Source organism: Streptomyces tendae, from assembly GCF_014650435.1.
GTDB classification, from domain to species: Bacteria; Actinomycetota; Actinomycetes; order Streptomycetales; family Streptomycetaceae; genus Streptomyces; species Streptomyces tendae.
Genome location: NZ_BMUY01000006.1, coordinates 43,587 through 65,816 on the forward strand (window position 1 = coordinate 43,587; position 22,230 = coordinate 65,816).

Annotated in this window: 23 protein-coding genes and 2 pseudogenes; 16 read left to right on the forward strand and 9 right to left on the reverse strand. The window is 71.9% G+C overall.

What is annotated here, in order from left to right:
* Window positions 1-17: 17 nt before the first annotated feature.
* Window positions 18-911: a beta-keto acid cleavage family enzyme gene (locus IE258_RS17445; RefSeq protein ID WP_189744508.1), complete on the reverse strand. Its 894-nt coding sequence runs from the start codon at window positions 909-911 to the stop codon at window positions 18-20.
* A gap of 43 nt (window positions 912-954) precedes the next feature.
* Window positions 955-1,812 carry a TetR/AcrR family transcriptional regulator gene (locus tag IE258_RS17450; RefSeq protein ID WP_189744510.1) on the reverse strand — a complete coding sequence of 286 codons (858 nt, stop codon included), beginning with the start codon at window positions 1,810-1,812 and terminating at the stop codon, window positions 955-957.
* 233 nt (window positions 1,813-2,045) lie between these two features.
* On the opposite strand from IE258_RS17450, the gene IE258_RS17455 reads away from it, so the two are divergent.
* From IE258_RS17455 to IE258_RS17470, 4 genes are all read left to right on the forward strand, one after another.
* Window positions 2,046-3,038, forward strand: coding sequence for a DUF6215 domain-containing protein (locus tag IE258_RS17455; RefSeq protein WP_189744511.1), 993 nt, complete (start codon window positions 2,046-2,048; stop codon window positions 3,036-3,038).
* 91 nt (window positions 3,039-3,129) lie between these two features.
* Window positions 3,130-3,681 carry a PadR family transcriptional regulator gene (locus tag IE258_RS17460; protein WP_189744514.1) on the forward strand — a complete coding sequence of 184 codons (552 nt, stop codon included), beginning with the start codon at window positions 3,130-3,132 and terminating at the stop codon, window positions 3,679-3,681.
* Complete coding sequence (locus IE258_RS17465) at window positions 3,678-4,472, forward strand: ABC transporter ATP-binding protein (protein WP_189744516.1); 795 nt, start codon at window positions 3,678-3,680, stop codon at window positions 4,470-4,472. Before IE258_RS17460 ends, IE258_RS17465 begins: the two co-directional genes overlap by 4 nt.
* A gap of 2 nt (window positions 4,473-4,474) precedes the next feature.
* Entirely contained in the window at window positions 4,475-6,247 is a 1,773-nt protein-coding gene (locus IE258_RS17470; protein WP_189744518.1) for an FtsX-like permease family protein, read from the forward strand.
* A gap of 149 nt (window positions 6,248-6,396) precedes the next feature.
* Here the strand turns inward: IE258_RS17470 and aztA are convergent, their stop codons facing one another.
* On the reverse strand, window positions 6,397-7,140 hold the full coding sequence (aztA, locus tag IE258_RS17475) for a zinc ABC transporter ATP-binding protein AztA (RefSeq protein WP_189744520.1): 744 nt from the start codon (window positions 7,138-7,140) through the stop codon (window positions 6,397-6,399).
* A 14-nt stretch (window positions 7,141-7,154) separates the two neighbouring features.
* On the opposite strand from aztA, the gene aztB reads away from it, so the two are divergent.
* From aztB to aztD, 4 genes are all read left to right on the forward strand, one after another.
* The gene (aztB, locus tag IE258_RS17480) at window positions 7,155-8,051 is read left to right on the forward strand and encodes a zinc ABC transporter permease AztB (RefSeq protein WP_159327595.1); all 897 of its coding nucleotides are present in this window, start codon (window positions 7,155-7,157) and stop codon (window positions 8,049-8,051) included.
* A gap of 10 nt (window positions 8,052-8,061) precedes the next feature.
* Complete coding sequence (locus IE258_RS17485; protein WP_189744522.1) at window positions 8,062-9,300, forward strand: hypothetical protein; 1,239 nt, start codon at window positions 8,062-8,064, stop codon at window positions 9,298-9,300.
* Window positions 9,297-10,259, forward strand: coding sequence for a zinc ABC transporter substrate-binding protein AztC (aztC, locus tag IE258_RS17490; protein ID WP_189744524.1), 963 nt, complete (start codon window positions 9,297-9,299; stop codon window positions 10,257-10,259). The genes IE258_RS17485 and aztC overlap by 4 nt, the downstream gene beginning before the upstream one ends.
* Window positions 10,260-10,349: 90 nt before the next feature.
* Window positions 10,350-11,552: a zinc metallochaperone AztD gene (gene aztD / locus IE258_RS17495; protein ID WP_189744526.1), complete on the forward strand. Its 1,203-nt coding sequence runs from the start codon at window positions 10,350-10,352 to the stop codon at window positions 11,550-11,552.
* Window positions 11,553-11,669: 117 nt separating this feature from the next.
* Here the strand turns inward: aztD and rpmF are convergent, their stop codons facing one another.
* Window positions 11,670-11,840 carry a 50S ribosomal protein L32 gene (gene rpmF / locus IE258_RS17500; protein WP_127894697.1) on the reverse strand — a complete coding sequence of 57 codons (171 nt, stop codon included), beginning with the start codon at window positions 11,838-11,840 and terminating at the stop codon, window positions 11,670-11,672.
* 80 nt (window positions 11,841-11,920) lie between these two features.
* Entirely contained in the window at window positions 11,921-12,484 is a 564-nt protein-coding gene (locus tag IE258_RS17505) for a GrpB family protein (protein WP_189744527.1), read from the reverse strand.
* A gap of 82 nt (window positions 12,485-12,566) precedes the next feature.
* Here IE258_RS17505 and IE258_RS17510 point away from each other — a divergent pair, with 82 nt between their 5' ends.
* The 7 genes and pseudogenes from IE258_RS17510 to IE258_RS17535 form a co-directional block, all read left to right on the forward strand.
* The gene (locus tag IE258_RS17510; RefSeq protein ID WP_189744529.1) at window positions 12,567-13,013 is read left to right on the forward strand and encodes a DUF6086 family protein; all 447 of its coding nucleotides are present in this window, start codon (window positions 12,567-12,569) and stop codon (window positions 13,011-13,013) included.
* A 102-nt stretch (window positions 13,014-13,115) separates the two neighbouring features.
* The gene (locus IE258_RS17515; protein ID WP_189744531.1) at window positions 13,116-13,820 is read left to right on the forward strand and encodes a hypothetical protein; all 705 of its coding nucleotides are present in this window, start codon (window positions 13,116-13,118) and stop codon (window positions 13,818-13,820) included.
* 150 nt (window positions 13,821-13,970) lie between these two features.
* Window positions 13,971-14,567: a sigma-70 family RNA polymerase sigma factor gene (locus tag IE258_RS17520; protein ID WP_189744533.1), complete on the forward strand. Its 597-nt coding sequence runs from the start codon at window positions 13,971-13,973 to the stop codon at window positions 14,565-14,567.
* Window positions 14,568-14,768: 201 nt separating this feature from the next.
* Window positions 14,769-16,226: a PepSY-associated TM helix domain-containing protein gene (locus tag IE258_RS17525; RefSeq protein WP_189744535.1), complete on the forward strand. Its 1,458-nt coding sequence runs from the start codon at window positions 14,769-14,771 to the stop codon at window positions 16,224-16,226.
* A 149-nt stretch (window positions 16,227-16,375) separates the two neighbouring features.
* Window positions 16,376-16,570 (forward strand): annotated as a pseudogene (locus IE258_RS41715) (DUF5134 domain-containing protein); the annotation flags it as partial.
* A gap of 106 nt (window positions 16,571-16,676) precedes the next feature.
* The gene (locus IE258_RS41720; protein WP_268256328.1) at window positions 16,677-16,880 is read left to right on the forward strand and encodes a DUF5134 domain-containing protein; all 204 of its coding nucleotides are present in this window, start codon (window positions 16,677-16,679) and stop codon (window positions 16,878-16,880) included.
* Window positions 16,881-17,007: 127 nt separating this feature from the next.
* Window positions 17,008-17,127: pseudogene (locus IE258_RS17535) on the forward strand (cation transporter); the annotation flags it as partial.
* Window positions 17,128-17,266: 139 nt separating this feature from the next.
* Here the strand turns inward: IE258_RS17535 and IE258_RS17540 are convergent.
* A complete protein-coding gene (locus IE258_RS17540) occupies window positions 17,267-18,808 on the reverse strand; it encodes an alanine/glycine:cation symporter family protein (protein WP_189744537.1) in 1,542 nt (513 codons plus the stop codon).
* A 335-nt stretch (window positions 18,809-19,143) separates the two neighbouring features.
* On the opposite strand from IE258_RS17540, the gene IE258_RS17545 reads away from it, so the two are divergent.
* A complete protein-coding gene (locus IE258_RS17545) occupies window positions 19,144-19,650 on the forward strand; it encodes a MarR family winged helix-turn-helix transcriptional regulator (RefSeq protein WP_189744539.1) in 507 nt (168 codons plus the stop codon).
* Here IE258_RS17545 and IE258_RS17550 read toward each other — a convergent pair.
* The 3 genes from IE258_RS17550 to IE258_RS17560 all read right to left on the reverse strand — a co-directional run bounded on the left by IE258_RS17550 (window position 19,580) and on the right by IE258_RS17560 (window position 22,177).
* Window positions 19,580-20,350, reverse strand: coding sequence for a hypothetical protein (locus IE258_RS17550; RefSeq protein ID WP_189744541.1), 771 nt, complete (start codon window positions 20,348-20,350; stop codon window positions 19,580-19,582). The two genes, IE258_RS17545 and IE258_RS17550, sit on opposite strands and share 71 nt — an antisense overlap.
* A gap of 106 nt (window positions 20,351-20,456) precedes the next feature.
* Window positions 20,457-21,209, reverse strand: a complete 753-nt coding sequence (locus IE258_RS17555; RefSeq protein WP_189744543.1) for an SDR family NAD(P)-dependent oxidoreductase — start codon at window positions 21,207-21,209, stop codon at window positions 20,457-20,459.
* Window positions 21,206-22,177: a fumarylacetoacetate hydrolase family protein gene (locus tag IE258_RS17560; RefSeq protein WP_189744545.1), complete on the reverse strand. Its 972-nt coding sequence runs from the start codon at window positions 22,175-22,177 to the stop codon at window positions 21,206-21,208. The genes IE258_RS17555 and IE258_RS17560 overlap by 4 nt, the downstream gene beginning before the upstream one ends.
* Window positions 22,178-22,230: the final 53 nt, after the last annotated feature.

Below are 22,230 nucleotides of genomic sequence, written 5' to 3' on the forward strand. Positions count from 1 at the left end.
TTCGTCGAAGCGGCGGGCTACTTGCGCGGCTTGAGGCCGAGGGCGGCGCGGGCCTCGTCGGGGGTCGCGACGCGTGCGCCGATCGACTCGGTGAGGGTCACGGCCCGCTCGACGAGCTGGGCGTTGGTCGCCTTGTTGCCCTTGCCGAGATACAGGTTGTCCTCCAGGCCCACCCGGACGTGACCGCCGAGCAGGATCGACTGCGCCACCCACGGCATCTGCATCCGGCCGAGCGCGAAGCTCGCCCAACGCGCCCCGTCCGGCAGCATGTTGACCATCGACTGCAGCACCCCGGGGTCCGCGGGCGCGCCCCACGGGATGCCCATGCACAGCTGGAAGACGGTCGGGTCGTCGAGCAGGCCCTCCGCGAGCAGCTGCTTGGCGAACCAGAGCTGTCCCGTGTCGAAGATCTCCAACTCGGGCCGCACACCCAGCTCCTGGATGCGCCGAGCGCCCGCGCGCAGCATGTCGGGTGTCGAGACGTAGAGGTTCGAGCCGTCGCCGAAGTTGAGCGAGCCGCAGTCCAGCGTGCAGATGTCGGGCAGCAGGTCCTCGACGTGCGGGAGGCGTTCCAGACCGCCGACGAGATCGGTGCCGGGGAGGTGGGTGAGCGGGTCGTCCGGGTCGACGACCAGGTCGCCGCCCATGCCGGCGGTGAGGTTGATGACGACGTCGGTGCCGGTCTCCTTGATGCGCTCGACGACCTCCCGGTACAGCTTCGGATCGCGGGACGGATCGCCGGTCTCCGGGTCGCGCACGTGGATGTGGACGACGGCCGCTCCGGCGGCGGCGGCCTCCACGGCGTTCCTGGCTATCTGCTCCGGCGTGACGGGGACGTGGGGACTCTTGCGGACGGTGTCGCCGGCGCCGGTGAGCGCGCAGGTGATGATGACGTTCTCGTTCATGGGCATGCGGGAGCCTCCCGAAGGCTTGCCGGAATCTTGCCGCTCCGGGTTACGGAGCCAGGATCGTGTCGGTGACGTGGGTGGTCAGCGCCGCGTGCATCGCGTCCGCGGCGGCGGCGGACGACGGCCCGCCCACCGAGAGGACGTGCGTCGCCAGCCCGTCGATCAGCGCGGTGAGCGTCAGTGCCGCCGCCTGTGGATCGAGCCCGGCGCGGAACACGCCCTGTCCGACCCCGCGGCGTACGACGTCGGCGACGGTCTCCCGCCACTGCCGGTAGTACTCGGAGTGGAGTCGGCCCACCGCGGTGGAGCGCGCGGCCTCGGCCCACAGGTCGAGCCACACCGCCCACTGGCGGCGCTGCTGTGCGGTGCGCGGCGTCTGCAGCGCGATCAGCTGTCGCAACTCCGCCGCCGCGTCGTCCGCCTCGGCGAGACGGGTGGCACGGCGTGCGGTGTCCTCGTCCATGCACCAGCGCACGGCCGCCTCCAGGAGTTCGGCGCGGCCGGGGAAGTGGTAGTGGATGGCGGCACTGCTGGTGGCGCAGGCGCGGGCGATGTCGGCGACCCGCACCGCGTGGAAGCCGTGCTCCGCGATCAGCCGGACCGTCTCGCGGACGATCTGCAGCGGTCGCCCGCCCTCGACCCCGACGGTCGGCGCCGCGGCCTTCTCGCGGGACCGGGTGCCGAGCAGCCAGCCCGCGTCCACCCGTCCCTCGTCGGCGATCCGCGCCAGCTCCGCGGCCGTGAAGCGGCGGGTGCCGCTCAGTGAACGCGACAGCTTGGACGGATCCATGACGACCCGGCGCGCGAACTCGCGCTGGCTGACGCCCGCGGCCGCGATGACCTCGCGGACGCGGGCGGCGGTGTCGGCGGTCGGTGCGCCGTCGAGGACGTCGTCGGTTTCCACGGGCCACGACCCTAGACAGGTGTTGCGGAAAACTCAACATCCGCGAAGCAAGAACCGCATGCTAGTACGGCTCATTGAGCCCCTGACTGGCATGCCAGTCAGGGGCTCAACGCAAGGGCGCCGGTGACCGGAAGGGACCGGTCCCACCCGTCCCGTTCATCACGGTTGAGTACCGAGCCGGAATTATGGCTTCCGTCACAGCAGATGTGATCTTGGCCTGGTGGGATCGCCGGATGCTCGGTTTCCTCGTCCGCCTGCTGCCCTTCTGGGTCCGCGAGCCCCTGCTCATCCTGGTCGGGTCCGTCTTCGGCGTGCGCATCATGTACCTCGCCCACCGCGACGGGGAATGGGTGGCGGCCGCGATCGGCCTGGTGTTCCTGGTGTTCACCGCGGTCCGCGTCCACACGGTGGCCCACGCCCTGCGCGCCCGCCGCGCCCCGGCCCCGGCGGCCGAGGTTGCTCCGGCCGCGGTTGCTCTCGCCGCTCCGGCTGACCCGGCCGCTCCGGCCGTTGCGGTCGCCGCGGAGAAGGAGCCCAACGCGTGGGGCCAGGCGGTCGCGGCCGTGGCCGTCTTCGCGGCACTCGGAGCCGCGCTGTGGCTCGGCCCGCACCTGCTGCCCTCCGACGACGACGGCGCACCGCCGGCCGCCTCGTGCGCCGGCGGGGAGGACGAGGAACTGCCGGGCGCCTACCGGAAGATGCCCCGGGCCGTGACCGGCGACGAGCTGTGCAACGCGCTCAACAGGCCCGACCTGGCCCAACTCCTCGGAACGCCCGCGGAGACCGCGACCGCGGTGTCCGGTACCAGCAACACCGCGCCCCTGACCGACGGGAAGGTGGCCCAGCCGGAGGCCGAGGTCCAGTTCGACACGTACACCGTGAACGTCTCGGTCACGTACAACGAGTTGTCCATCGCCCAGTACGTCAAGCTGATGGAGTACGGCGAGGAGACGGACGTCAGGACGCTCTCCGTCCTCGGCCGGCCCGCGGTCCTCGCCTCGGGCCACACCATGAAGATCGAGATCAACCTCGGGGGCGGCGGTTCCGGCGGACCGGTCGAACAGGGCCCCCCGGCGCGGACCTTGTCCGTGGCCCTCGACGCGAAGGACCGGGGCGGCTACTGCGACATCACCGTGTGGAGCACGTCCGGAGCCCTCCCGGACGACAGCGCCTTGCTGGACATCGCCGAGAAGGTGCTCCCGACGATCCCCGACCGCACCGTGTGAGACGTCGGCGTAGGAACGGCCTGCGGCTTGACGTCGCTTTTGGCTAACCGCTATCTATTGGCATGTCGCGAAGGAGGGGGAGGGGCGGTCCGTGCAGGACGTGGTGCTGGCGCTGCTGGTCCGGGGGCCGTCACACGGGTACGACCTGCGCGGGCGGTTGCTCACCGCGCTCGGACCGCTCGGCCAGACGCTCAACGCGGGGCAGGTGTACGTCACGCTCTCCCGGCTCGAGAAGACGGGCCTGGTCGTACTGGAACGCGAGGACGCGTCGGCGCGCGGTCCGCGGCGCAAGGTGTACGCGCTGACCGGAGCAGGACGGGAACGGGTGGCGGGATGGCTGGCCGAGCCGGCCGGGCCCCGGGCGGACGTGGCGGAGTTCCATTTGAAGCTGGTGGCCGCCGCCGAGTCGGGCATGGCGGAGCCGCTCGCTCTCATCGACGCCCGGCGCCGCGAACTGAGGCGCGACCTCGCCGAGGTCCAGAACGGCGTGCTCGCACACGACACGGACTCGGAGGCCGGGCTGCTCCTGGAAGGCGTGGCACTCCGACTGCAGGCCGATCTGCGCTGGTTGGAGGCGTGCGAGCGGACCTGGTCCGCCCGCGCCCCGCACGGGAAAGACGGAGAGGGCGGAGGGATCGGATGACGGCACGAGGCGGTCGGCGGGGCAGGGGGCTGTCCCGGCGCGGCGAGGTGGGGGACGCGGCGGCGGATCCGGTGCTGCGGGCCGTCGGTCTGTCGCGCGTATACGTGCAGGGCGACAGCACGGTGCTCGCCGTCGACGGGGTCGACCTCGACATTCCGTCCGGGCAGACGCTGGCGGTGACCGGTCCCAGTGGCTGCGGCAAGTCGACGCTGCTGCACCTGCTGGGCGGCCTCGACCGGCCCGACGAGGGCGAGGTGTGGCTCGGCGGACAGCGCATCGACCTGCTCGGCGAACGCGCGCTCGCCCGGCTGCGGCGCCGTGCCGTCGGCTTCGTGCACCAGGACTTCCACCTGATGGACGAGCTGACCGCGGCCGAGAACGTCGAGTTGCCCGCGCTGCTCGCCGGGGACCCGCCGCGGATCGCCCGGCGCCGTGCCGCCGCCCTCCTCGACCGCGTCGGGCTCGCCGACCGGGACCGGCACCTGCCGTCCAAGTTGTCCGGCGGCCAGCGGCAGCGGGTCGCCATCGCCCGCGCCCTGGTCAACGAGCCGCTCGTGGTCCTCGCCGACGAGCCCACCGGCAACCTCGACACCACCGCGACCCACGACGTCCTGCGTCTCTTCGCCGACCTGCGGGCCACCGGACAGACCCTCGTACTCGTCACCCACGACGAGCGCGTCGCCGCCACCGCGGACCGGGTCGTCTCCCTGCGCGACGGAGCATCGTCCGAGGACACGCCCCTGGCCGCGGATGGCTCGCGGCTCGGCGCGCTCCTCGGCTGGGAGGAGTGACCGTGGGCCGTCTGCTGCTGATCTGGCGGCTCGTCGCACGCGACCTGCGGCGCAGCCCCGGCGAGGCCGTCGTGTTCCTGGTCGCCGTCACCGCCGCCACCGCGTCGCTGACGCTGGGGATGGCCACCGACGACGCCGTGGCCGCCGGATACCTGAAGACCCGCGAAGCCACCGCGGGACCCGACATCGTGGCCGTCACCACCGACCCGGACCCCGCCGCCCTGGCCCGGCGCATCGCACGAGCCCCCGGCACGGACACGGTCGCCGACCCGGTGCCCGGGTTCTCCACCACGGTCCGTGCCCACGGCCGGACGGAGAACACCGCGGTCGAGGGACGCGAGCGCACCGCGTCCGCCGTGGACCGGCCGCTGGTGACCTCGGGCACCTGGGTACGCGACGGCGGCGCGGTCGTCGAACGCGGCTTCGCGCAGGCCCTCGGCGTGCGGGTCGGCGACCGGGTCACCATCGGCGGGCGCGACTACCCGGTCGTCGGTACGGCCGTCAGCGCGGCCACCGCCGTCTACCCGTGGGGCAACTGGGCCTCGGGCCCGGGACCTTCCGACCTCGGCGGCCGCATCTGGCTCACCACTGACGACGCCCGCGACGCAGCGGGCGACGCGTCACTGCTGTACCTGCTGAACATCAAGCTGTCCGACCCGGGCGCGACGCGCAGCTGGACGAGCACCGTCCTCACCGACGGCATCCGGGGCCAGGCGTGGGTCAACACCCATCCCTGGCAGAGCCTCCTCGACGGGGACACCCGGCTGCTGAGGTCCGCCCGGCCCGCTCTGGTCATCGGCGGTGGGCTGCTCGCGGCGGCCGCGCTCGTCACCCTCGCGTCGCTCGCCGCCGTACGCGCCCCGCGGGACCACCGGCGGGCGGCTCTCTTCAAGGCGGTCGGTGCCACGCCCCGTACGGTGGCCGCACTGCTGCTCGCGCAGTACCTGCTCCTCGCCGTGGTGGCGGCCGCCGCCGGAGTCACCGTGGGCTGCCTGACCGCGCCCGCACTGGCCGATCCCAGTGCCGGGCTGCTCAACACGGCCGGCCCGCCGACCACCGACATCGTCGTGGCCGTCACCCTGCTCGCCGTACTGGTGGCCCTGACCGGCACGCTCGGCCCCGTCGTGCGCACCGTGCGCTCCAGCACCGTCGACACCCTGGCCGACCCGGCGCACCTGATCGTCCACCGTCCCCGGCTGACCGCCATGACGGTCCACCTGCCGACGGCGCTCCTGATCGGGGTGCGCCTGATCGCCCGTCGCCCCGGTCGCGCCGTCCTGAGCGCGGTGGGCACGGCCGCCACCACGGTCATGGTGACCGCGGCCCTCACCTTCCGGGTGTCGCTCGAAGCCGAGACCGCTCAGGGAACGTCCACGTTCGAAAACATCCGCAACGCCGTGACGGGCCAGGTGATGCTCGGTGTCACGGTCGCCCTCGTGGCGCTGTCCGTGCTCAACACCGTCCTGGTCAGCTGGAGCACCGCGGTGCAGGCGCGGCGCGCCCTGGCCGTCACCCGCACCCTGGGCGCCACCCCCGGCCAGGTCGTCGCGGCGCTGTGCACCGCCCAACTGCTGCCCGCCGTGGGCGGGATCGCGGTGGGGATTCCGACGGGGGTCGGCTTGTTCGCGCTGTTCAGCGCGGTCGTGGTGACACCCCCGGCCGACTGGCTCGCAGTGGCGGCCCCGGCCGTACTCCTGGCCGTGGCGGCGCTGGCCGCCCTGCCCGCCTGGCTCCACACCCGCGGCCCCGCCGGGCTCGCCGTTTCCCGCCCGTAGCGGTCCGCGCCCCTCAGCCCGGGTCGGCGCCGCGCGCGGTGAGGACGCGGACGGTGGGTTCGCCGGTGCGGCCGTCAAGGGGTCGTGCCGCGTCCTCGTGCGGCTGAGAAGGCGCGGGCACCGGGCGGCGGTGGCGGGCGCCGGCCGTCTTACGACGGCTGCCAGACACGGGACAGGGCTGCCGGGGTGAGTACCCGCTCGGGCGGGCCCTGTCCCACCAGTCGTCCGTCGCGCAGGAGCAGGCAGGCGTCGGCCGAGCGAGCCGCCTCCAGGTCGTGCGTGGCCTGGACGACGGTCGTGCCGTCGGCGATCAGGTCCGTCAGCAGCGCCGTGATGCGTTCCCGGGCCTCGGGGTCGAGCCCCGTGGTCGGCTCGTCCAGGAGCAGCAGGTCGGACTGCTGGGCCAGGCCCTGGGCGATCAGGACGCGTTGGCGTTGCCCACCGGACAACTCGCCGAGCTGGCGGGCGGCGAGGTCGTCGACGCCCAGTCGTTCCATGGCGGAGTCGACCACGCTGCGGTCCTGCCGGGTCAGCCGCCGCCACGGGCCCCGCTCGTTCCAGCGGCCCATCTCCACCGTCTGCCGCGCCGTGAGGGGGAGTGTGTCGCCGACGGCGCCGCGCTGCGGGACGAAGGCCGGCGGGCGGCCTTCCGCGTAGCGCAACTGCCCGGATGTGGCATCGATCACGCCGGCGAGGACGCCGAGCAGAGTGGACTTCCCGCTGCCGTTCGGTCCGACGAGCGCCGTCATGGCCAAGGCCGGTATGTGTGCGGTGAGTTGACGGAGGACCGGACGGCCGGAGTAGCCCGCCTCCAGATCGCTGAACCGGACGCGTTCGTTCCGTGGTTCGTCGCCGGGCGGTCGCTGCGGGTGTTTATTGAACATGATTGTCATTGTAGGGTCAGCGTATGGAGTGGTTGACGGCCCCTTTCGAGGTGGCCTTTGTGCAGCGGGCCCTGTGGGCCGGAATCCTGGTGTCGGCGATATGCGCCCTCGCGGGGACCTGGGTAGTGCTGAGGGGAATGGCCTTCCTCGGTGACGCCATGTCCCACGGACTCCTGCCGGGCGTCGCGGTCGCCGCCCTGCTCGGAGGCAACCTGCTGCTGGGGGCGGTGGTGAGCGCGGCCGTGATGACGGCCGGCGTCTCCGCCCTCGGCCGCACACCGAGGCTGTCCCAGGACACCGGCATCGGCCTGCTGTTCGTCGGCATGCTGTCCCTCGGCGTCATCATCGTGTCGCGCTCGCAGTCGTTCGCCGTGGACCTCACCGGGTTCCTCTTCGGCGACGTCCTCGCGGTGCGCGAGAGCGACCTGGCCCTGCTCGGGGTGGCGCTGCTGCTGGCGCTGGTCGTCTCGGTGCTGGGGCACCGGGCCTTCCTGGCGCTCGCGTTCGACGACCGCAAGGCCGAAACGCTCGGCCTGCGCCCCCGTCTCGCACACGCCGTGCTGCTCGGCCTGCTGGCCCTGGCCATCGTGGCCTCGTTCCACATCGTGGGCACGCTGCTCGTCCTCGGCCTGCTCATCGCCCCACCGGCGGCGGCCCTGCCCTGGGCACGAAGTGTGCGCGGCGTCATGGTCCTCGCCGCGCTCCTCGGCGGCGCCGCCACCTTCGGCGGCCTGCTCCTGTCCTGGCATCTGAGCACCGCGGCCGGTGCGACCGTCTCGGCCCTCGCCGTCAGCCTCTTCTTCCTGTCCCACCTGGCGTCCGGACTCCGACACCGGCGTCGCGCACGCCGCGACCGTCTGCCCGCCCGTGCCGCCACGTTCACCGCGAACACCCCCACGACCCGACCGAACGAAACCTGAGGCGATCTCGTTGTCCGTCCGAAGCAGAACCGGGCCCCTGATACCGGCACTCCTGTCCGCGGCCCTGCTGACCGCGGGATGCGCGGGCCAGGAGGATGCCGAGTCCGGCCCCGAAAACCCTTCCTCCTCCGCCACCCCCCACGGCTACGTCGAGGGCGCCACCGAGGCCGCCGAGCAGCAGTCCCGGCTCCTTCTCGGCGACCCCGGCACCGGCGACACCCGAGTGCTGGATCTGATCACCGGCAAGATCCACGACACGGCGCGCAGAGCCGGTGTCACCGAACTCACCACGGACGGCCGGTTCGGCTACTTCCACGGCGCGGAGGGGACCCACGTCCTCGACAGCGGCGCGTGGATGGTCGACCACGGAGACCATGTGCACTACTACCGCGCGAAGATCCAGGAGGTGGGCGAACTCCCGGGCGGCCCCGGCACGAGCATCCGCAGCGACGCGGGCGCGACCGTCGTCACGGCAGCCGACGGCAAGGCGGACGTCCATTCCCGTGCCGATCTGGAGAAGGGCACCCTCGGCACCCCCGCCCGGCTCCCGGGCACCTACGCCGGACCCGTCGTGCCGTACGCGGAACACCTGATCGCCCTCACGCGCGACGGCGACGCTCCGGCGAAGGTCGCCGTGCTCGACCGGTCCGGCAAACGCGTCGCCGCTCCCGAGTCCGAGTGCGAGGACCCGCAGGGCGACGCGGTCACCCGGCGCGGGGTGGTCCTCGGCTGCGCCGACGGCGCTCTCCTCGTCCGGGAGGACGACGGCACCTTCACCGCCGAGAAGATCGCGTACGGCGAGGACGTGCCGAAGAAGGAACGGGCCGCGCGGTTCCGGCACCGTCCGGACAGCAGCACGCTCACCGCGGCCGCGGGCGGGAACGCCGTCTGGGTCCTGGACGTCACGAAGAGGGCCTGGACACGGGTGGAGACCGGCCCCGTGGTCGCCGCCAACACCGCGGGCGAGGGCTCACCGCTGCTGGTCCTGGAGACCGACGGAGCCCTGCACGGCTACGACATGTCCACCGGCGAGGAGACCGCGGTCACCGAACCCCTGCTGACGGACGTCCCCGAGGCGGCCACCGGCGAAGCCCCGGCACCGGTGATCGAGGTCGACCGCAGCCGGGCCTACCTCAACGACCCCGCGGGCAGGCGCGTGTACGAGATCGACTACAACGACGCCCTCCGCGTCGCCCGCACCTTCGACCTGGACGTCCGTCCGTCCCTGATGGCCGAGACGGGCCGATGAGCGCGCGCGTGCGGGCAGCGCGGCTGCGCGCCCTGCTGCTCACCCTGGTCACCTTCTTCGTCGTCGCCGCCACCGCGACCGGCTGTGCGAGCGGCGGCGACCAGCGGCCCCGGGTGGTGGTGACGACCAACATCCTCGGTGACATCACCCGGGAGATCGTCGGGGACGAGGCGGACGTCAGCGTCCTGATGAAACCCAACGCCGACCCGCACTCCTTCGGCCTGTCGGCCGTGCAGGCCGCCGAGTTGGAGAACGCGGACCTGGTCGTCCACAACGGCCTGGGCCTGGAGGAGAACGTACTGCGGCACGTGGAGGCGGCCCGCGCATCCGGGGTGGCCACCTTCGCGGCCGGCGAGGCGGCCGATCCCCTCACCTTCCACGCGGGCGGGGAGGGAGGTCCGGACGGCGAGAGCGGCGAGCCGGACCCGCACTTCTGGACCGACCCCGACCGTGTGCGCAAGGTGGCCGGCCTGATCGCCGACCAGGTCGTGGAACACGTCGACGGCGTGAACGAGAAGGCGGTCCGGGACAACGCCGACGGCTACGACGGACAACTCGCCGACCTCACCGCCTGGATGGAGAAGTCCCTCGCCGCCGTCCCGGAGGACCGCCGCGCCCTGGTGACCAACCACCACGTCTTCGGCTACCTGGCCGACCGCTTCGGCTTCCGCGTGATCGGCGCGGTCATCCCCAGCGGCACCACACTCGCCTCACCCAGCTCCTCCGACCTGCGCTCCCTCACCCAGGCCATGGAGAAGGCCAACGTGCGCACCGTGTTCGCCGACTCCTCCCAGCCCACCCGGCTGGCCGAGGTCCTGCGCCAGGAGATGGGCGGTGACGTGGACGTCGTCCCGCTGTACTCCGAGTCGCTGACCGAGAAGGGCAAGGGCGCCGGCACCTACCTGGAAATGATGCGCGCCAACACCTCGGCCATGGCCGAGGGCCTCACCGGCGACTGACCGATTTTCCCCCAAGGCCCGGTGACACCGATCGCCGGCCGCTCAACCCCACAACCCCGTGCCCTCAGGGCCGGAGAGGACCCACACACGATGAACAGGTCGACACGCGCCAGAATGCTCACGGGCACGGCCCTCGCCCTGACGGTCTCCATGGCGCTGACCGCCTGCGGCGGCAGCGACGACGCCTCGTCCGACGCCGAGCCGCAGCAGCAGACGAAGAGCAGCGGGGCCGCGACGGTCGGCAATCCGCTGGTCGCCTCCTACGACGGGGGACTGTACGTCCTCGACGGCGAGACCCTGAAGCTCGCGAAGACGATCGAGCTGCCCGGCTTCAACCGGGTCAACCCGGCGGGCGACGAGGACCACGTCGTCATCTCCACGGACAGCGGCTTCCGCGTGTTCGACGCGGCCCGGCAGACCTTCACGGACGCCGAGTTCAAGGGATCGAAGCCCGGTCACGTCGTGCGGCACGGCGGCAGGACGGTCCTCTTCACCGACGGCACCGGCGAGGTGCACGTCTTCGATCCCGCGGACCTGGCCGGCGGAAAGCAGCCGGAGGGCCGTACCTTCACCTCCGCCGAACCCCACCACGGCGTCGCCATCGAACTGGCCGACGGCGAACTCGTCACCACCCTGGGCACCGAGGAGAAGCGCACCGGCGCGATCGTCCTGGACAAGGACGACAAGGAGATCGCGCGCGCCGAGAACTGCCCGGGTGTCCACGGCGAGGCCGCAGCCGAGGGCGAGGTGGTCGGACTCGGCTGCGAGGACGGCGTACTGCTCTACAAGGACGGCGAGTTCACCAAGGTGGACGCCCCCGGCGACTACGCCCGCACCGGCAACCAGGCCGGCAGCGACGCCTCCCCGATCCTCCTGGGCGACTACAAGACCGACCCCGAGGCCGAACTGGAGCGGCCGACCCGCATATCGCTGATCGACACCCGCACGGCGAAGATGAAGCTGGTCGACCTCGGCACCAGCTACTCCTTCCGCTCGCTGGCCCGCGGCCCGCACGGCGAGGCCCTCGTGCTCGGCACCAACGGTGTCCTCCACGTCATCGACCCGGAGACCGGAAAGGTGGACAAGAAGATCGAAGCGGTCGGCGACTGGACGGAGCCCCTGGACTGGCAGCAGCCCAGGCCCACCCTCTTCGTCCGTGACCACACGGCGTACGTCTCCGAACCGGGCAAGCGCCAAGTGCACGCCTTCGACCTGGACTCGGGGGAGAAGCTCACGTCCGTGACGCTGCCGAAGGGCACCAACGAACTGTCCGGGACGGTGGCGGGCCACTGACCGGCCCCCTCCCGGCACCGCCCACGCGGCGCCCACCGGCTCCAGGGCCGGTGGGCGCCGCGCCTGCGTACGGGCCCTCGACCCTGTCGCCCATGAGCGGCCTCTCAAGGGGGAGCGTCAGCCTTCGGGGCGGAGCATCCCGCGCTCGTACGCCTTGGCCAGCCGCTGGGGGACGAGGTACGGCACGCCGTCCACCGTGACCGTCACCAGCTGCGGCGTCGTGGCCTTCCACTGCGCGCGGCGGTGCCGGGTGTTGCTGCGGGACATCTTGCGTTTGGGCACGGCCATGGGGACCTCCGGGTGCGATCGATGAACGAGCCAGAGGATACCTGAAAATGGATTTCATTACGCAATTGATGGGACCGGTGTCATGGTCGACCGGCCCTGGCCCGGTTCTTGATCGCGAGGATGACGTCGCTCTTGGCGTCGGCGTAGTCGTTCATGTCGTTCCACCGCCGGCCGATCAGGTCCCGTTTGACGCTCTCGTACAGCGCCCGGTCGTCCGCGTGGGTGCGCAAGTGGTCGCGGAGGAGGAGGTACTCGTGCACCGCCGCGTCCCCTCGTTCGTACACGTGCACATGCACGTCGCGGGCGGGCGTGCGCACGAGTCGGTGCCCCGGCTCGCGAACCCGCAGTTCGTAACCTGCGGCCAACAGCCCGTCGAGGTAGTCCTCCTCCGCCGTGATGTCGGGCACCGCGACGACGATGTCCACGATCGGCTTGGCGGCCAGTCCCGGAACCGAAGTGGAGCCGATGTGCTCGACCTCGACGTCCGCTCCCGCCAACGCGTCGAGGATCCGACGCCGGTGACGCCGGTAGACCTCCGGCCACCGGGCGTCGTAGCCGCTGAGGCCGACCGTGAGCGCTTCGGGCCCACCGATGATCTCGACCGACGTGACGTCCGGCCGACGCGGTCTGCTGCTGTTCGTCACCCATGCATCCTTGATCCGGAGTTCGATTCCGCCGACACGATCTTCTACCCTGTGCCGGGGCGGCGCGAGGAGGGGAGCGGCGATGAGCATGTACTTCTGCATCGACGGCGAGACGCTGTGGAATCCGTCGAACGGTGCCGGCCGCCTCTTCCTGCGGCAGGTCGAGGTCTTCGAGGCCGAGCTCAATCTGCCCTCGGGAATCGGTCAGGGCAAGTACTGGGGCGACCCGGACACACTCGAGGTCGTTCCGGCCGTGTACGCGGATTTCGCGCGCAGCCTCGTCTCCTGGTACTGCCGGACGGGGCACTCCGTGATCCTCGCGCTCTCAGAGGGGTTCGTGGCGACAGCCGTTGCGCTCGCGCGGCGTGCGGGGATCGAAGTGGAGACGCCCGCACCGTCGTCCGGTCGTACGCGCGGTGGCGTCGAACGCGACGTACAGGTCCCCGGCAACCCCCGGGCCGGGACGGCCGACATCGCCGCGGCGCTGGACACGCGGGCACAGGAGCTGGACCGCTGGATGGCCCGCTGAGCCGACTGTCAGGTGGGATCACCTGCGAGGGATTGAGTCGCGGTCCGGGAACTTCCCGTACTCCCTCAGGACGGTGCACCGGAAATGCGAGGATGAGCCGCCATGAGCGCTGGGTGGTGTCTCCGCACAACGCGGGCCGCGGTGTTCGCGGCCGTCTGCGTGCTGCTCGCCGCCCTGGGGCACGTCACGATGTCGGGCCACTCCGTGCCCTGGTGGTCCCTCGTCGTCGCACTGGTGGTCTGCGCCGGGGCCGCCTGGTGCCTGGCCGGCCGGGAGCGCGGACTGTTGCCCGTCTCCTTCGCCGTGGTGGCGGCCCAGACGGCACTGCACGCGTGGTTCTCCTACGCACAGGCACCGTCCATGCCGTCCATGCACACGGGCGGCACGGCTGACGGCATGCCCGCCGGACACCATTCGGCCTTCACGACCCATACCGGTCAGGCCATCCACTCCATGCCCCATGGCGAAACCGCCATGGACGCGACGGATGCCATGGACCAGGCGACGGGAATCGGCCACATGATGAGCGGCGGGATGTCCTCCACGGGCATGCTCGCCGCGCACCTGCTGGCCGCCGTGCTGTGCGGACTCTGGCTGGCCCAGGGCGAGAGCGCGGTCTTCAAGGCGGTCCGCGCCTGCGCCGACCGCGCGTTCGTGCCGTTGCGGCTGGTCCTGGCCGTACTCTGCCCGCCTCCCGCTCCGCCCTCGCTCCGGCCGGCCCCGCGGCCGAGGCGGCGGCTGCGGCAGCTCCTGCTCGTCCACGCCCTCACCACCCGGGGTCCTCCTGGGGAGACCGCTGTCGCCTGACAGCCGGATCACCGCCCCCGCCCTCCGCGCGGCGGCGGTCTCCCGTACGCGCCACCGCGCGACGGGATCTCCCCTCACCCGCGCCGCCGTCGACGGTCGTTGTGCCGTGCCCGGTCGGTGCGCGCGGGGCTCAGGAAGGACCAGAGGACCATGACCCCTGCCCTGCCCACCGTGACCGACGAGACGGTCACCGCCTGGGCGCTCGCCGCCGCCGCGGGCGACAACGAGGCGGTCGACCGCCTCGTCCGGGCGCTGCAACGCGATGTGCGCCGCTACGTGGCGTACCTCGCCGACGACGTGCAGGCGGCGGACGACCTGACCCAGGACACGTTCCTGCGCGCGCTCACGGCACTGCCCCGGTTCGAGGGGCGTTCCTCAGCACGCGTCTGGCTGCTGTCGATCGCCCGCAGGGCCGTCGTCGACAGCCTGCGCCGGGCCGCGTGCCGTCCCCGGACGGCAGGCACCGACGACTGGCAGGCCGCTGCCGAACGCTCGCAGCCGACCGGACTTCCCGGCTTCGACGAGGGCATCGCGCTGTGGGAGCTGATCGACTCCCTGCCCGGTGAGCGCCGGGAGGCGTTCGTCCTGACCCAGCTCCTGGGGCTGCCGTACGCCGAGGCCGCCGAAATGAGCCGGTGCCCGGTCGGTACGGTGCGCTCCCGGGTGTCCCGCGCCCGGACAACCCTGGCCGAGTACGTCACGGACGAGACCGCACCCGTGCACCCGCTGGAGGGTGCCGCGGCCTGACGACCGATCAGGCACCCTTCCGGCCGGTGTCCGCCGCCATCGACCCGACGGGCATCGGCCGGAACCCCCGGACGGACGGCAACCGCGCCACTGAGTGACCTGCCTCACATTCCCTCCGGGAACTCGCCCCGCAACCTCTCCGACTCCTCCTGCGAGCGCCACGTCGGCCGGTCGGCACCGGGGGAGAGAAGAGAGACGTACATGTCCGAGAGCCCACCGTTGCCGGACACGCCGGTGACGCCACCTGCGCGCCCGGCGGCCGACGTCCCGCCTCCCCGGCGGGACGACGCCGCCAAGGCCGCGGCCACAGCCGGGAATACCGGGACGACGCGGGGCGGGGGCCTGCGCCCCCTGCTGCTGCGCCTGCACTTCTACGCCGGCGTCGTCATCGGTCCGTTCCTCCTCGTCGCCGCGGTGACCGGACTCGCCTACACGGCCACGCCGCAGATCGAGTCGATCGTCTACGAGCACGAGCTGAAGGTGACGCCGCGGGGCGCGGCGGAACCGCTCTCCGAGCAGGTGGCCGCGGCCGAACGGGCCGTCCCGGACGGCACGTTGCTGTCAGTGACCAAGGGGGCCGGGCCCACCGACTCCACCCGCGTCACCTTCGCCAAGGACGGTCTGGCCGAGGGCTACACGCTGACGGCGTTCGTCGACCCGTACGACCACGAAGTGCTGGGCACCCTGGAAACGTTCGGCCAGTGGCTGCCGGCGCGGGCGTGGCTCGACGACCTCCACCGGAACCTGCACCTGGGCGAGTTCGGCCGCAACTACAGCGAACTCGCCGCCAGTTGGCTGTGGGTGGAGGTGCTCGGCGGCCTGGCGCTGTGGGCCGGCACCCCGCGCAACCGGCAGCGGTTGCGACGTCTGGTGACGCCGGCCGGCGGCGCCAAGGGACGGCGCCGCACGATGTCCTGGCACGGAGCGGTGGGGCTGTGGGCCTCGATCGGCCTGCTCGGCCTGTCGGCGACCGGCCTGACCTGGTCCGGCCACGCGGGCACGAGCATCGGGGAGGTCCAGGACGCCCTGGGCGGCTCCACACCCGCGGTCTCCACCGCACTTCCCGCCGTCGGCAGCGGAAAGGAGGACAGCGGAGGAACGAGGGGCGTCGGCATCGACGCGGCGGTGGCCTCGGCGCACGACGCCGGGCTGCGCGGGGTTCTCGTCATCACCCCGCCCGCCGGCGCCGACACGGCGTACGTCGTGAAGGAGAACACCCGCTCCTGGCCCGTACGGCAGGACTCGGTGGCGGTCGCCCCGGCCACCGGCGAGGTGACCCAGACCCTGCGTTTCGACGACTTCCCCCTGCTCGCCAAGCTGACGAGATGGGGTATCGACGCTCACATGGGTCTGCTGTTCGGCCTGGTCAACCAGATCGTCCTGGCGCTGCTCGCGATCGGGTTGATCGCGATGATCCTGTGGGGGTACCGCATGTGGTGGCTGCGCCGCCCGACCCGGAGCGAGGGCTTCGCGCTCGGCCGTGCGCCCGCGCGCGGCGCCTGGCGGCGCATACCTGGACGCGTCCTGGCCCCTGCCGCGGTGCTCGCCGCGGTCATCGGCTACTACCTGCCCCTGTTCGGGCTGCCGTTGCTGGTGTTCCTCGTCGTGGACGTGACGGTCGGCGTGGTGCGGCGGCGCAGGGCGGGGGTCGCCGCGTGATCGCCGCGAGCGGACTGCGCTGGATCCTGACGCTGATGTTCGCCGCACCCGTCCTGTACGGGCTGTGGCGGCTGGTCCTGCCCACGACGGGCCTCACCGGGCGGGTGGGCCACGTGCTGCACGCCGCGATGGGTCTCCTCATGATCGCGATGGCCTGGCCGTGGGGGATGGACCTGGCGGTGGCCCCTCAGGTCGTCCTTTTCACGGCGGGCGCGGTGTGGTTCGTGGGCGCCTCCCTGATCCGGCCCGGTGGGCGCTCCAGGACCGGAGCGGTGTTGGCCGCCTGGCCGCACGCCCTGATGATGGGAGCCATGGCCTGGATGGTCGAGGCGATGGCGACCTCGGGTTCTGCGGCCGGGCACGGAAGCGGGGGCCACGGCGGCCACGAGGGGCACACCGCGGGCGGCTCCGGACTCGCCTCCATGAGGCCTCACCGACACGGGACCGAGCGTGGCGTCCGCCCTGCTCGCCGTGGCCCTGACGGCGATCGGCCTGGTCTGGCTCGCCCGGGCTTTCGACCTCGCCCGGGCACAGGTACCGGCGCCCGCGGGCGGTCCTGCACCGGCCGGTGCGAACACCGCAGCCGCACTCGACCCGGCCTGCCACGCCGTGATGGCACTGGGCATGGCGGTGATGTTCGCCCTGTTCGTATGACGGTGACAGGCGTCACAAGCCACCCTCGGGAACTCAGGTGTCGGCGCATCCGACTCCTGTACCGGTGCGGCTCGGTCCAGTCGAAGCCGCGCGACGCGCGAGGTGATCACCGGCGTCCGTACAAGAGGTGACCGACCTCGCGGTCGGCGGCATGACCTGCGCGGCCTGCGTGGAGCGGGTGGAGAAGAAGCCGGCCCGGCTCGACGGCGTCAGCGCGAGCGTGAACCTCGCCACCGGGCGGGGCCGTCCCTGTGTAAGGACGCCCGTCGTCCGTTTGGTTGGGGAAGGGAGTCATGCCTCCTCCCGGCGTGGGTGAACGGGCCCGTGCTCGCCCAGGCGCGGGGTGGGCACGGGCCCGTTCCTGAGGAGCCGGGCCGTGTGAGCGGTCAGACGGTGGTCTTCACCGGCTCCTGGTCGTCGTCGCCGCCGTTGCCGGCGTTCGGGTCTGCTTTGCGAGCCCGGACGAAGTCGAGGAAGGTTCGCAGTTCGCGCTTGACGACGGGGGCGAGGAGGTAGAGGCCGATGATGTTGATGACGGCGAGGGTGAAGAGGAAGGCGTCGGCCATGTCGATCAGGGTCTGCAGGGTCAGCAGCGAGCCCGCGACGGCGAAGACGGTGTAGACGACCTTGTAGGTCACTTCGCTGGCGCGGCTGCGGCCGAAGAGGTACGTCCAGGACTTGAGGCCGTAGTAGCCCCAGGTCAGCACCGTGGAGACGGCGAACAGCAGGACGGCGACCGTGAGGATGTAGGGGAACCAGGGCAGCACCGTCTCGAAGGCGTCGGAGGTGATGGTGACGCCGCCGATGTCCTCGCCCGCACGGGCCTCGCCCCAGCTGGCGGGGTTGGCGATGACGATGGTCAGCGCCGTCATCGTGCACACGACGACGGTGTCGATGAACGGTTCGAGCAGCGCGACCAGGCCCTCACTGGCGGGGTGCCTGGTCTTGACCGCGGAGTGGGCGATCGGGGCGGAACCGAGGCCGGCCTCGTTGGAGAAGGCGGCCCGCTTGAAGCCGATGATCAGTGCGCCGAGGACACCACCGGCGACGCCTTCGGGGTTGAACGCGCCCTCGACGATGGAGACGACGGCGTCGGGGACGGCGGTGATGTTGACCAGGATCACGATCAGGCACGCGACGATGTAGATGCCGGCCATGGCGGGCACCAGCCTGCTGGTGACGTTGGCGATGGAGCGGATGCCGCCGAGAAGGACGATGCCGACCAGGGCGGCGATCAGGATGCCGAAGAGCAGGGCGCCGGCGGAGGAGCCGAGTGCGCCGTCCTCGCCGCCGGTGACGGAGACCAACTGCGCGTAGGACTGGTTGACCTGGAAGAGGTTGCCGCCGAAGAGGCCGAAGAACAGGATGAGGAAGGAGGCGAGGACCGCGAGGACCTTGCCGAGGGTCTTGCCGTTCTTGCCGAAGCGCTCGGCCAGGCCCTTGGGGAGGTAGTGCATCGGGCCGCCGGAGACGGTGCCGTCGGGGTGCACTTCGCGGTACTTCACGCCGAGCGTGACCTCGACGAACTTGGTGGCCATGCCGAGCAGGCCGCACAGGATCATCCAGAAGGTGGCGCCGGGACCGCCGATGGAGACGGCGACGGCCACACCGGCGATGTTGCCGAGGCCGACGGTGCCGGAGACGGCCGCGGTCAGCGCCTGGAAGTGGTTGACCTCGCCGGTCGACCCCTTCTCGTCGTACTTGCCCCGCACCACGTCGACGGCGAGTTTGAACTTGCGGAGCTGGACGAGGCCGAACCAGCCGGTGAAGACGAGGCCGGCGACGACGAGCCAGGCGACGATGAGCGGCAGATCGGTCCCGCCGACGGGGACGGTGTAGAAGACGACTTCTCCCAGCCACTGGGCTATGGGCTCGAAGAATCCGCTGACTGCTTCGTCGACGGACTGGGTGACGGAGTCGAGTGACACGGTGGTTACCTCGGTGACGCTGGGCGGGCGGGGTGGGGTGTCTCGCCTGGTTGAGCGGTCTCTGGGTGAACGTCGTTGTCCGATGAGCGGACCCGGGCAGCACGGTGCGGTGTCGGACCGTGACCGGGCCGGGCTTGAGCGGTGAACAGGTGGACGACAGGTCGGCTCTCCGCGACTCGGTGGTTGGCCGATCCACCTGCGAAGTTGCGTTGTTCTACCACGTCTTTGCCAAATTTTTAGTGACGTAACTCACGTCACTGCTCGTGACCAGGGGATGTCCCGCCAGGTGAGACCCGACCGTTATACGCAATGAAGGATCCCGGTAGAAAAGACCCATGGTGGAGCGCGAGTCCCACGAGGGGACGATGGAGGACGTCGATGCCGTCACGCGGGAGGTGCTGACCGCGTCCCGGCTGCTGGTGGGGGTCTCCGCGCGTTCCCTGTCCGCCGTCGAGGACCGGGTGACGCTGCCGCAGTTCCGGATGCTGGTCGTCCTGTCCACCCGGGGCGCCACCAAGCTCGTCGCTCTCGCCGACCTCCTCCGCGTCGCCCCCTCGACGGCCATGCGCATGGTGGACCGGCTCATCGCCGCCGGGTTGGCGGACCGCCAGGTCAATCCCGACAACCGGCGGGAGACTCTGCTGCGGCTCACGACGGAGGGGCGCCGCACGGTCGAGGAGGTCACCGCCCGACGGCGCACGGAGATCTCCGTCATCGTCGAACGTCTGAGCCCGGAAGAGCGGCGGGTGCTGATCGACGCCCTGGCCGCCTTCAACGAGGCGGGCGTGGAACCCTCCGCCCCGGCCGCCGACACCGAGCCGTCCCCTCTCGGCTGGGAATGACGACACCGGGACGTCTGTGCTGCCTGATGCAATGAATTGGCGGTCGCCGGGCGCTGGACTGCTCCCCGCGGGATGGCTGCCCGGTGTCGGCGCGCAGAGCTTGGGCGAACCACGTGAACACCGGGGCCAGGCTGGACGGGACGGGCCATCCGTTGATGACGGCGAGCAGATGCCGGTAGCGCTCCGCGCGAGGGTCGCCGGCCATCTCCAGGCGTCTCAGCGGCCAGTGGCGCAGGTCGGCGTCGTCGGCGCGGCCGAAGGTCCGCGCATGGCGGGCGGTGAGGGCGTCGATGACGGGTGCGGCCTCGGCCGTGGCCGGAGCGATGCCGGCATCGAGCGCGCGGCCGACGCTGTCGCGGACGGTCTCGGTGGGGGCGTGGTGCAGGCCGGTGCGGTCGCCCTGGGCCCGCTCGGCCGCCTGGTACCGCGCCATGCGGCGCACGGTCGCGCGGAAGTCGGGATCCTGGGTGAGCTCGGCGAGTTCCACTAAGGTGTCGACCTGCTCGGGTTCGGGGTCGTCCGGCAGTTCGGGCATGGCCGAGCGCATCATGCCGACGAAGTCGGGGCTTGCGTCGAGTCCGCCGAACGTGTCGTCGATGAAGTCGGTGATGAGGCGTCGGCGTTCGCCGTCGGAAAGCTGGCGAGTTTGGGCATCGGCGTGTGCGGCCGCGACCTCCGGCACGGAGATCTCGCCGTTCATGCCCTCACTCTCGCGCCTCCCCCTACGGGAGACTCAAGCGTCCCTGTTCCCCTGGTTTCCGCTCGACTGTCCAGTGCTTCGGGATCCGGTTGGCCCTCCAGCCGCTTCACGGCGTCCCCTCCCGCAGGGCGTCGGAGACGGACTTGACGCCGCCGTGCGCGGTCATGCCGCCGTCCACCGGGATCTCCGCGCCACTGATGAACGACGCGTCGTCGGACAGCAGGAACACGACCAGCGGCGCCACCTCGCCGACGGTGCCGGTGCGGCCGAGCGGTGTCTCGCGGAGGTTGGCCTCGCGGAAGGCGGGCGCGGCGGAGGCGGTCATCTCCGTCTCGATGTAGCCGGGGTGGATCGTGTTGACGCGGATGCCGCGCGGGCCCAGCTCCAGGGCGGCGGTCTTCGACAGGCCGCGCAGCGCCCACTTGCTGGTCGTGTAGGCGACCGGGTAGTGCGCGGTGAGGGCCGCCGAGGAACCGACGTTGACGACCGAGGAGCCGGGCGGCATGAGCGGGGCAAGGTGCTGGATGCCGAGCAGCGGACCGGTGACGTTGACCCCGTGGACGCGGGCCATGTCCTCGGGGCGTACGTCGCCGAGGCGGGCCCGCCAGGTGATGCCGGCGTTGTTGACCAGGCCGTGCACGTGCCCGTACGACTCCCGCAGTTCGGCGGCGAGTTCGGCCCAGTCCTGCTCGCGGGTGACGTCCAGGCGCCGGCAGCCCGCGGCGTGGGTGGCGTCGGTGGCGATGACCCGGGCGCCCTCGCGGGTGAGGGCCTCGGCCTCGGCGGCGCCCTGGCCCCGGGCCGCGCCGGTGACGACGACGACCTTGCCGAGCAGCCTCTCGGGGTGCGGGTCGCTCACGGCCGCTCCCGTGACCGGCGCCGGCCCGTGGGGAGGGGGACGGGCTCGACGCCGGGGACGACGGTGTTGGTGAGGGTGCCGAGGCCCTCGACGGTGAGGGTGACGGTGTCGCCGGGCTTCAGCGGCGGCGGGGTCTGTTCGCCGCGCCGGCCCCAGAGTTCGGCGAGGCAGCCGCCGTTGCCGCAGGTGCCGGAGCCGAGGACGTCGCCGGGCACGACGCGGCTGCCGCGGGAGGCGTAGGCGGTCATCTCCTCGAACGTCCAGCTCATGTTGGACAGCAGGTCCTCGCCGACCTTCTCGCCGTTGACCTCGGCGGTCAGGGCCAGGCGCAGGAAGCCTTCGGCGTCCCGGTACGGCTCCAGCTCGTCCGCGGTGACCAGGTACGGGCCGAGGGTGGTGGCGGTGTCCTTGCCCTTGCACGGGCCGAGGCCCACCTTCATCTCCGCGCTCTGGAGGTCACGCGCGGACCAGTCGTTGAACACGGTGTAGCCGACGATGTGGTCGCGGGCCTGTGCGGCGGTGAGGTCGCGGCCCTCCCGGCCGACCACGGCACCCACTTCGAGCTCGAAGTCGAGCACGGCCGAACCGGGAGGTACGGGGATGCCGTCCCCGGGGCCGTAGATCGCGTGCGGATTGGTGAAGTAGAAGGTCGGGGCCGCGTACCACTGCTCGGGGACGCCGCCGGTGCCCTCCACGGACCGGCGCACCCCTTCCACGTGCTCCTCGAAGGTCACGAAGTCCCGTACGGACGCGGGTCGCAGCGGAGGCAGCAACCGGACCTGGGAGACATGCGGGCCCGCGGGGACGTCCAGGGCGGCGGCCCCGGCGGCGAGCAAGCCGGGGAGCCCGTCGGTCTGCTGGATCAGTGCGGTGAGCGAGGTGACGCCCGGCAGGGGGAAGAGGGTGCCGTCCTCTTCCACGACCGCCACCCGGCGGTGGTGTCGGTGTTCGTATGCGGCGAAACGCATGGTGCGGCTCCAGCGGAGTGTCGTTGGGTACCGGGGACGCGGCAGCGCCCGTC